The 439-nt window shown below is 45.4% G+C and carries 1 protein-coding gene and 1 pseudogene; both read left to right on the top strand.

The features are described from left to right. Positions 1–190, top strand: a pseudogene (locus DYY66_RS13915) (iron-containing alcohol dehydrogenase); the annotation flags it as partial. A 1-nt stretch (position 191) separates the two neighbouring features. Then, positions 192–439 (top strand): iron-containing alcohol dehydrogenase (locus DYY66_RS13910; RefSeq protein WP_255496020.1); only part of this gene is annotated, 248 nt, incomplete at both ends.

Below are 439 nucleotides of genomic sequence, written 5' to 3'. Positions count from 1 at the left end.
CAATACGTGGAGACAAGCCTTATTCGATAATCGCTACTGCGCCGCTTGGAGTCTTTGTTGATATTGCCATACTAAAGAAGGCGCCAAGGAGATTGCTTGCAAGCGGCTGTGGTGATTTAATGGCAAAGGTTACTGCTGTACGAGATTGGGAACTTGCTAGAGATAACGTCGGGGAATATTTTGGAACCTANCTGGCATCAATGAGTGCCAAAATTGTAATTGACAACTCTAAAGACTTTAGGAAAAATCCTGACGTTAGGATGATTGTGGAAGCCTTGATTAGTTCAGGTGTAGCAGCATGCATTGCGGGATCCAGTAGGCCATGCTCTGGTGCAGAACACTTGTTCTCTCATGCAGTTGATCATCTAAAACCTGGAGTCGGGCTGCATGGGGAAAAATGTGGAATTGGTGCCATACTGATTGCAAAGATGCAGGGACA

It is taken from the genome of Candidatus Nitrosotalea sp. FS (genome assembly GCF_011319475.1).
GTDB lineage: Archaea > Thermoproteota > Nitrososphaeria > Nitrososphaerales > Nitrosopumilaceae > Nitrosotalea.
The sequence above is the reverse complement of the archived record's forward strand: the minus strand, read 5'-3'. Positions and strand labels throughout refer to the sequence as shown.